The following is an 8,917-nucleotide window of genomic DNA, read 5'->3' as shown; positions in this document are numbered from 1 at the left end:
CGGCCTCGGGCTCGGCGATGACGGGTGCTGCCTCGACCTCGGCCTCGGCGGCCGGTGCGATCTCGGCCTCGACCTCGGCCGTGGCGGTGGTCGGCGCTGCCTCCACCTCGGCTTCGGCGGCAGCCGACACCGGCTCCACCTCGGCCGCGGCCGGTTCCGCCTTCGCCGCGGCGGCGGCGCGCTTCGAGGCCGAACCCTGGGGCGGCACCGTGTGGGTGGGCTTCGGGCTGGGTGCGGAAGCCTTGTCGAAGGCCTCCGCCACCAGGTCCGTCGCCAGGCCGCTGTCGCCCGAGAGGGTCCGGGGCGAGGCAGGGGCGGGTACCGAGACCTTTGCGGCCGACGCGGGTTCGACTGCCGGTGCGGTCTCGACCACCGGCTCGTCCACCGCGACCGACTCCGACTCCGTGGGCCGGGTGCGCTCCGTCTGGGGCGGGACCGTGGCCGTCGTCGGCTCGTCCTGCTCCGTACGGTCGCGGCCGAACACCTTGCGCAGCAAGCTCCGAATGCCCATGGGCGAGGCCTTTCGCATGAGTTGAGTGCGATGAATGTCCGTACTGCGGGAATTGATCCCTGGCCAGGGCGGATACGTAAGGTTAGCGGCCGGATCCGGCCGTTCGGTGGCGCGGCCCGCCTCCGTGTCAATCGGACGGCGGTGGCCCGGACTTCACTCTGCATTCTTTTGGAGTCTCTCGTACCGGGTGATCGCGCACCTAGCGTCACGTCGGACACGGCGAGTCGGGGCGGTTGCCGACCGTGTCGAACGGCGCCTGGGCCCGCGGCCCGCCGGCCCAGGACCGGCTGGCGCTCGTCCGTCCGGCGCAGGACCGGTCGCGGCACCGGAGCCGGGGTCGATCCGCGCACGGCGGTTCACGCGGTGGCGACCTGGCGGCGCCACCGCGCGAACTGGGCCGCCGCATCCCCGGTGTACGACCACGGCACCCGCACCGCCCGGCCGTCCAGCAACCGGAACACGTCCGCGGCCTCCGTCGGCCGCCCCGCGTAACACGCGGCGTGCGCCAGGTAGTTCAGCTCGCCGACCGCCTCCGCCTCCACCGGTCCCGCCGCGCGCATCCCGAGCCACCGGTCCCAGGTGCGGCGCACGTCCGTGACGGCCAGTTCGTGGTTCCAGTGCTGTTGCCCGGTGAGCGGCGCGACGACGGGCCGCCCGTGCGTGGCGTCGGAGACGTAGCGGTGTTCCTCGACCCTGGCGATCTGCACCAGCACCGGCAGCGGCGAACCGGGGGGCGCCGCACCCGCCGCGTCGCGCGCGAAGTCGTACATGGTGCCGTGGGTGCCGTGCCAGCGCGCCGAGTAGTACCGCAGCAGCTGGGTGTGCCCCTCCATGTGGTGCGGATCGCGGCGGAGCAGTTCGTCCCACCACTGTGTGACGCGTCGCCTGGCCCCGTCCTCGTACAGCCGGGCCGCTGTCAGCAGCGACGCCCAGGGCATCGGATCGGGCGGGCAGACGTCGGCGGCCCGCAGACAGCAGTCGACGACCCGGTCCACCCGGTTCTGGTCGAGTCCGGTGCCCCGCCCCGCCGCGACGGCCCGGCCGAACAGCCGGACCACTTCGGTCGCCGCCTTAAGGACCTGCGCGTCGGCGCTCTTCGGCTCGGCGGCCAGCCAGGTCTCCACGGTGGTGCTGCCCGCGACGGCGTGGGCGAGGATCCGGATCCGGTGGGTCCGCAGGGCCCACCGGTTGCCGGTGGCGTGCAGCAGATCGCGTACGCCCTGCCAGCGGCCGATGACGATGTCCTGGCGGGCCGCGGTGAGCGGCCGGTCGCCGAGATCCGGGTCGAAGTGCACCGGTGGGGGTGTACGGCGGCGTACGGCCATCAGTAATCGGTGACGATCGTGGTGGAGTGGGCGTAGTCGGACGGTTCCTCGGCCCGTACGGTCTGCGAGGCGTCGAGCTTCGCCGGCCGGTAGTACGAGCTGCCGCGCCGCCAGTACCAGAGCATCGGGACGGCTCCCACGGCGAGACTGCCGAGGCCGAGCGCGAGCGCCGTCGCGCTGAAGTCGCCGAGCGCCTCGAAGAAGATCCAGAACATGAAGAGCGAGCCGGCCAGCGGCCACAGTCCGCCGAGGACGAGATCGGCGACCGAGCGGCACAGCAGTTTGCGGTACGCGACGACCGCGGCCAGGCCCGCGAGGCCGTAGTACACGGCGATCTGCAGCCCGATGGCCTCGACGGCCACGCCCAGGATGTGGTGGACCGGGCCGAGGGCGAGGGACGCGAGGATCAGGGCGAGGGCGACGCCTCCGACGGCGGCGACCGAGACCCACGGGGTGTTCCAGCTGCGGTGCACCCGGCCGAACGCGGCGGGCATCGTGCGGTCGCGGCCCATCGCGAACAGCGAGCGCGTGACCTGGATGAGTGTGGTCTGCAGCGTGGCGACGGTCGACAGCATCACGGCCACCACCAGCAGCTTTCCGCCGACGCCGGGCCACACCCGTTCGCCGAGCACGGTCAGCACGTTGGCGCTGTGCCGCTCGATGTCGTCGGCCGAGAGGATCACGTTCACCGCGATGGTGAACACCTCGACGAGCGCGAAGACGGTGAGCACGCCCACCACCCCGGCCAGGCCCGTGGTGCGGCGGCTGTTGCGGGTCTCCTCGCTGAGGTTGCCGGTGACGTCCCAGCCCCAGTAGTAGAAGGCGGCGATCAGCGCACCGGAGGCGAAGCCGGAGACGCCGTCGAAGTGCGCGAAGCCGAGCCAGGACCAGTCGAAGGAGTGCGCGACGCCGGGTCCGGCTCCCGTGCCTTCACCCGGGCCGGTCCCGCGGACGAGTGCGACGACCGCGAAGACCAGCAGGATCACCAGCTCGATCCCGGAGATCACCAGCTGGGTGCGGGCGCTGAGCCGGGCTCCGCCGAGCACGACGAGCAGCATCACCAGGAACCAGCCGGCCCCGATGACGGTGGCGAGTGTCGTGTCGTCGGCGAACCGGGAGTCGACCACGGTCAGCGTCATCGTCCCGGCGGGCAGTGATCCGGCGACCATGAACAGGGTCGCCGCGACGACCAGCGCCCAGCCGCTGAGGAAGCCGAGGAACGGGTGCAGGGTCCTGCCCACCCAGGAGTAGCCTGCGCCCGCATTGACGTCGATCCGGCCGAGCTGCCGGTAGGCGAGGGCGATGCCGAGCATCGGTATCGCGCAGTACAGCAGGGCGGCGGGACCACCGAGACCGACCGTGCCGACGAGCACGGCACTGGTCGCGGCCAGCGAGTAGGCGGGGGCGCTCCCCGCCACGGCCATCACGATCGTGTGGAACGTGCCGAGGACATTGGGCTGGAGCCCACGGCCGGGCCGGTCGGGCATGCTGCGCATCGCTGTTCTCAACTGCTTCCGGAAGTGTGGCGTGCCCCGGCCGGAGTCCCGTACATCCTTCAGCGGCACGACATGTGGCGGCATGTCAGAAACAGATCTTCGAAAATCCGAACGGAACTGGTTGGTCCGTTCGGGAAGACTGTCCGCATCGTAGTCCCGTGATTACAGCTGGGTGGACCTGGACGCCACGAGCGTTACGCGACCTCTGCACGGCGTCTAGAGTCGGAGACATGGTTTCCGGTGAGGCACCGCAGGCGGAGGGAAGCGTCCGCGTCGACAGTTGGATCTGGTCGGTACGGCTGACCAAGACCCGCTCGCAGGCCGCTGCCGCCTGCCGCGCCGGACACGTCAGGGTCAACGGCGACCGGGCCAAGCCCGCGCAGACCCTGCATGTGGGGGACGAGGTACGGCTCCGGCACGGCGGCCGGGACCGGATCGTCGTGGTGTCGCGCATCGTGAAGAAGCGGGTCGGCCCTCCGGTGGCCGCGGAGTGTTTCGTCGACAACAGTCCGCCCCCGCCGCCGCGGGAAGCGGTGATCCAGGTGCCGGTCCGTGACCGGGGCACGGGCCGCCCGACCAAACGCGACCGCCGTGAGATGGAGCGCCTGCAGGGCCGTGGCCCCGGGGACCACCCGGCCTGAGCCGGGCACCGGAGTGCGGTCGCGGCCCGTCGCGGGCTGCACACCCTTATGGAACACGCATTAGGGGAACGCGACACATGCACCCTGACCCGTCACGTCCCCGCGGCGCCTACGGCTGAGGTGAGGCGATCGCGCGTGCCGCCGCCACCTCCTGGCGCAGCGGCGCCAGCACCCCTTCCTCGTCGCCCGGCAGTTCGGCGCGCACTCCCACCAGCACCTCGGTCGCCCGCAGCCGTTCCGACAGTTCCCGCAGCTGCTGCCGGATCTCGGCCACCTCGGCGGGCGCCGGTTCCGGCGCCCCGTGGCTCACCCGGACCCGGGCCGCCGTGGTCGCGTCCACGATCCGCTCGATCGCGACGACCAGCGGCAACCAGGCGGCGGCCCGGGTGCCGACCGGGGGTGGTTCCGTCAGGGCGCGCTGGAACTCGGAACGTATGGAGGACAGATCGCGGAAGATGAGTCGCCGGGCCCGCGCACGTTCCGCCTGGTCGGGGCGGGTGACCCCGCCGCTGTCGCCCCCCGTGTCGAAAGCCGACCCCACATAGTCGGCGAGGTCCGTCACCGTGTCCGCGAGCCGGTGGCCGATCCGGGTGTGCCAGCTCTCCGGCCACAGCAGATAGCCCGCCACCAGCACGATCACGCAGCCGATCAGGCTGTCCACCAGGCGGGGCTGCACCAGAGCGACGCCCCGGTGGTTCAGCAGATCGGACAGCAGCAGGATGACCGGTGTGATGGCCGCGGTCTGGAAGGCGTACCCCTTGACCGTGAGCGCCGGGATCAGCGGGGCCAGCAGCGCCATCACCGGTACGTCCCACCACCCGATCGGCACCTCCGCGAGAACGGGCGCGGCGATGACGAGTCCGGCCGCCGTGCCCACCGAACGCAGTACCGCGCGGGAGAAGACCGAGCCGAAGTCCGGCTTGAGCACGAACGTGACGGTCAGCGCCACCCAGTAGGAGCGGTCCATGGTGACCAGTGAGGTCAGTGCCTGGGCCAGGCCGATGCAGAGGGCCAGCCGCAGCCCGTACCGCCAGGAGGTCCCGGAGAGCAGTACGGAGCGGGTCGCCCGCCTGATCCGCACCGCGAGCGCGGCGGGGCGTCCGAGCCGGTCGTCGACGTTGTAGGCATCGGGGTTGTGCACGACGGCCGCCGCGTGGCGCAGCGCGCTGTCCACCGCCCGGGTGGCGGGTGAGTCGGGTGCGGGCAGTTCCGGTTCGGTGCCGCCGGTGCGGCTCTCCTCGACGTCCTCCGCCAGTTCCCGTACCGCCGCCGGGATGGTGTCGGGCAGGGGACACCGCCGTACATGCACCGCGGGCGCCGCCTCGACGAGCGGGATGACCACGTTGAGCTGGGCGAGCAGCCGCACCATCGCGCCGCTGCGGCCGTGGTACCGGGCCCGGCGGGCGAGGATCAGGTCGTACGAGGTGTTCAGCGACCGGGTGACCGCCTGTCGTCGCTCCTCGTAGGCGTCGGTGCCCGCCGCGGCCAGCAGGTCGGCGACCGTGAGGTACGTGTCCGCGATGGAGACCCGCTCCGGCAGTTTCCGCCGCAGCGGCCACGCCAGCAGCGTCAGGGCGAGCACGAACAGGCCGCCGATCACCAGCAGCAGCGGCGCCACCCACCAAGGTTTCGGCAGCGGCAGCCCGCTGGCGACAACCGAGTTGAGCAGGAGCAGCAGCCCGGACAGGGAGGCCACGGCGCCGATCGTCGACATCATGCCGGACACCAGGGCGACGGCGGTCAGCACACCGACGGCCGTCCAGTCCGTCCCGTACACGAACGAGCCGAGCATGATGCCGAGCGCGCCGAACAGCTGCGGAACAGCGATGTTGAGGATCCGCATCCGGTACGCGTCGGCGGTGTCGCCGAGGACACCGGAGAGCGCGCCCATGGAGACGAGCGCGCCGTAGGCGGGCCGGTCCAGCGCAAAGCCGACGGCGAGCGGGGCGGCCAGGGCGATGGAGGCGCGGACGACTGCGGCCCACGGGACGGGGGCCGGCTGTGGGCGCAGCCCGGTCAGCAGCCAGGCCGGTGGTGCATACCGTTTCCGATCCGCCTCGGCATCTGCCAATGCGCTCAGCCTCCGGTGCCGTGCGTCAGTTCTGGTAGCCCTCCACCTCGCCGGCCGGGCGCACCTTCGCTCCGGACGGGTCCTCGCCGAACTCGCTGAGCGCGCGCCGCTGCCGCAACAGGTCCCAGTACTGTTCGAGTTGGGCCTCCACCGTGCGCAGGCGTGACTTGTCGTCCGCGGAGAGGCCCGTCTTCTCCCGGGTGGAGCGGTCGCGCAGGTTCCGCTCCTCGGAGACCAGACCGCCGATGTTGTCGAGGATCTCCCGGTCGTCCATGACGCCTCCTTCGGCCTCGTTCGGATCTACTCGGACTCCCTCTGCGAGCGGTTCTTCCGGGGCGCGGGTCAGAGCGCGAACAAGGTCTTGCCGCGGGCGCCGCCCGTGCGGTTCCGGTCGAGGGCCTGCGGGGCCTTCTCCAGCGGGAGTTCGATGTCGATGAGCACGTTCAGCACACCCTCCGCGGCGCCTGCCGCCAGGACGTCGAGCAGAACGGGTGTCGGTTCGAGCCGGAAGTCGATGGACCCGACGCCCTCGGGAACTGCGGCCCCGCCGGCGACGCCCCGCGTGGTGACGGCGACACCGCCGCTCCGCACCAGCGCCGCCATGGCCGCGAACGCCTCCGGCGTGGTGGAGACCAGGTCGACGAGCGCATCGACGCCGCCCGGAGACAACTCCCGTACCGACGCTTCGAGCGGACCAGCCGTCGTGTCGATGGTGACGGCGGCGCCGAGCGCCCCCATTCGCCACCCCTCGTCGCCCCGTACCGCCGCGAGGACGCGCAGATCCCGGGCGGCCGCGAGCTGGGTCAGACAGCTGCCGACGCCGCCCGCCGCCCCGATGACCAGCAGGCTCTCGTGGCCGCGGAGCACCGCCGTCTCCAGGATCTGGGCGGCGGTCATCCCGGCGGTCGGCAGCGCGGCGGCGATCCGCAGGGGGAGGCCGTCCGGGACCAGGGCGATCGCGGAGTCCTGCGGGACGGACACGTATTCGCAGTACGTGCCCGTGCCGACCGGCGATCCGGTGACCCGCCCGAAGACCGCGTCACCGACCCGGAAGCGGTTGTCGCCGGTGCCGATCATGTCCACCCGGCCCGCGTAGTCCACGCCGATGACCAGGGGGAAGACATGCGGTGCCTGTCCTTCCAGGGCGCCGTCCGCGGTCTGCCAGTCGGACGGGTTGAGCGCGGCGTACTCGATCCGCACCCGTACGTCGCCTGCTGCGGGAATCGGCTTGGGCACCTCGACCAGGGTCGGTTCGGCCCGGAACACGCTGACGGCTACGGCTCGCATACGGATGACCTCTCAGTCGCCCAGACAGTGACGCAGTCTCGGGCTCCACTCTTCCCCGGCCCGCGCGTCGCCGCACGTCGAACCCGGCGTCAGCGGTCGTGCCCGGAGCTGTTCCCGGGGACGGGTCCTTCCACGGTGAGCGGTGTCGAAGGCCCGGATCCGCTCCAGGGTGCGGCCGGCTCGGGCCGTGCGGACCCGCGCGCCGCCCACATCCGCGCGACCACTGCGCACAGCGCCACCGCCAGCCCGGCGGCGAGAACGATCCACACCGCCGTACGGAGCGGACTCGTCAGCGCGTCGTACACCGCCGCCGCCCCGTCCCGATCACTGCCGGGCACCCCGGCCACCACCCGGTTCCGGGCGACCGCGATCGCCCCGCGCAGCACCAGCGCACCGATCGCGAAGCCCAGCCCGGCGACCGCCGTGGCGGCCAGCGCGGCCAGGGCGGAACCCCGTCGTCCCGGCCCGCCGCGCATCGCCGCCGCCAGCACGGCGGCGACGGCGAACACCAGCGTGCCGACAGCGGGCCAGATGCTGCCGGCTCGCAGCACGCGGAACGTCTGGCGCAACTGGTCCGCGCGGTCGGCGGAGAGCAGGGTGATGTCGGTCCGCCGGACCGGGAAACCGTCGGCGAACGGCACGCCGTTGTCCACCAGGTTCTGTTTGGCCTGCTGCATCACCGGCGCCAGGTCCATGCGCACGGCCTCGCCGCTCCCACCGTTCAACGCGTCGGTGACGGCCTCGTGGGCGGTGCGGTTGGCGGCCACCCAGGCGGAACGGAAGGCGTCCGTGGTGGTGAACGACTGCACCGCCTCGTGCAGGAAGTCCCGCGAGGCGCCCTGGAGCAGCCCTGGGTCGATCTGCTTCGTCGCTTCGTCGGTGATCAGAGTGGACATGGTGGCCTGCACGCCGGGGTCGGAGGCGAGCGGCTCCATCGCTGCGACGTACCGGTCCGTGTCGTCGATCTCCAGATCGATCCAGGCGGACAGCGCGCTCAGCGGGACGAGGACAGTGAGCAGCACCAGCATTACCGCCGACAGAGCCGCTGAGATATAGGTCCGCACCCCTCAAGGGAATCCCGGACGGCGACGCCGCGCCCGGGGCGGTGAGCCATTCGAGTTGCCGGGCGGCGCAACCGGGTGTGCCCTTGAGTGAACAGGGGGCCACGGAAGGAGTTCTCGGCCATGGCCACACACGCTTCGATGCCACGCCGCGCCGCGTCGGCGCGCTCCAGGCACCCCAGCACACTCAGCTGGGCCATGCCCGTCACGCTGGGCGTGATCGCGGGCTGGTGGGCGACGTCCATCGTGCGCGGCGGTGGTGTGCTCACCGGCACGCAGCTCGCGCTCGGTCTGATCTCCGGCGCCGTGCTGGCGGCGCTGTGCTACGCCCTCGGCCGGGCGCAGAAGCGTCTGCCGGTGGAGGCCAAGGCCATCGCGTACGGAACGCTGTTCGGCGGTTCGGTCGGCTTCCTCTACAGCCTGTCCGACAAGACGAGCGTGCTCGCGGCCACCGTCCTGGGCCTGGTCACCGGCGCCGCGATGCTGGTGTGCGCGTTCTATGCGTTCTACGTGACAAAGGAATGA

8 protein-coding genes and 1 pseudogene are annotated in these 8,917 nt (G+C 72.0%); 2 read left to right on the top strand and 7 right to left on the bottom strand.

The annotated features are described in order from the left end of the window. The 3 genes and pseudogenes from ACFYP5_RS15555 to ACFYP5_RS15545 form a co-directional block, all read right to left on the bottom strand. A pseudogene (locus tag ACFYP5_RS15555) lies at positions 1-511 on the bottom strand (hypothetical protein); the annotation flags it as partial. Positions 512-867: 356 nt separating this feature from the next. Further along, positions 868-1,836, bottom strand: coding sequence for a hypothetical protein (locus tag ACFYP5_RS15550; RefSeq protein WP_389035511.1), 969 nt, complete (start codon positions 1,834-1,836; stop codon positions 868-870). After that, complete coding sequence (locus ACFYP5_RS15545) at positions 1,836-3,323, bottom strand: APC family permease (protein WP_389036160.1); 1,488 nt, start codon at positions 3,321-3,323, stop codon at positions 1,836-1,838. Before ACFYP5_RS15545 ends, ACFYP5_RS15550 begins: the two co-directional genes overlap by 1 nt. A gap of 239 nt (positions 3,324-3,562) precedes the next feature. Between ACFYP5_RS15545 and ACFYP5_RS15540 the strand changes: the two genes are divergently transcribed. Continuing rightward, the gene (locus ACFYP5_RS15540) at positions 3,563-3,973 is read left to right on the top strand and encodes an RNA-binding S4 domain-containing protein (protein ID WP_326608522.1); all 411 of its coding nucleotides are present in this window, start codon (positions 3,563-3,565) and stop codon (positions 3,971-3,973) included. A gap of 109 nt (positions 3,974-4,082) precedes the next feature. Here the strand turns inward: ACFYP5_RS15540 and ACFYP5_RS15535 are convergent, their stop codons facing one another. The 4 genes from ACFYP5_RS15535 to ACFYP5_RS15520 form a co-directional block, all read right to left on the bottom strand. After that, a complete protein-coding gene (locus tag ACFYP5_RS15535; RefSeq protein WP_389035508.1) occupies positions 4,083-6,044 on the bottom strand; it encodes an FUSC family protein in 1,962 nt (653 codons plus the stop codon). A 25-nt stretch (positions 6,045-6,069) separates the two neighbouring features. Then, positions 6,070-6,318, bottom strand: a complete 249-nt coding sequence (locus tag ACFYP5_RS15530) for a DUF2630 family protein (RefSeq protein ID WP_389035505.1) — start codon at positions 6,316-6,318, stop codon at positions 6,070-6,072. A gap of 68 nt (positions 6,319-6,386) precedes the next feature. Further along, the gene (locus tag ACFYP5_RS15525; protein WP_389035502.1) at positions 6,387-7,331 is read right to left on the bottom strand and encodes an NADP-dependent oxidoreductase; all 945 of its coding nucleotides are present in this window, start codon (positions 7,329-7,331) and stop codon (positions 6,387-6,389) included. 89 nt (positions 7,332-7,420) lie between these two features. Continuing rightward, a complete protein-coding gene (locus ACFYP5_RS15520; protein WP_389035499.1) occupies positions 7,421-8,395 on the bottom strand; it encodes a hypothetical protein in 975 nt (324 codons plus the stop codon). A gap of 120 nt (positions 8,396-8,515) precedes the next feature. Here ACFYP5_RS15520 and ACFYP5_RS15515 point away from each other — a divergent pair, with 120 nt between their 5' ends. After that, positions 8,516-8,917, top strand: coding sequence for a hypothetical protein (locus tag ACFYP5_RS15515; protein WP_389035497.1), 402 nt, complete (start codon positions 8,516-8,518; stop codon positions 8,915-8,917).

Origin of the sequence: Streptomyces sp. NPDC005262 (genome assembly GCF_042872425.1) — a bacterium.
Classification (GTDB): Bacteria; Actinomycetota; Actinomycetes; order Streptomycetales; family Streptomycetaceae; genus Streptomyces.
Note: the sequence above shows the minus strand (reverse complement) of the source record. Positions and strands in the feature narration are given on the sequence as shown.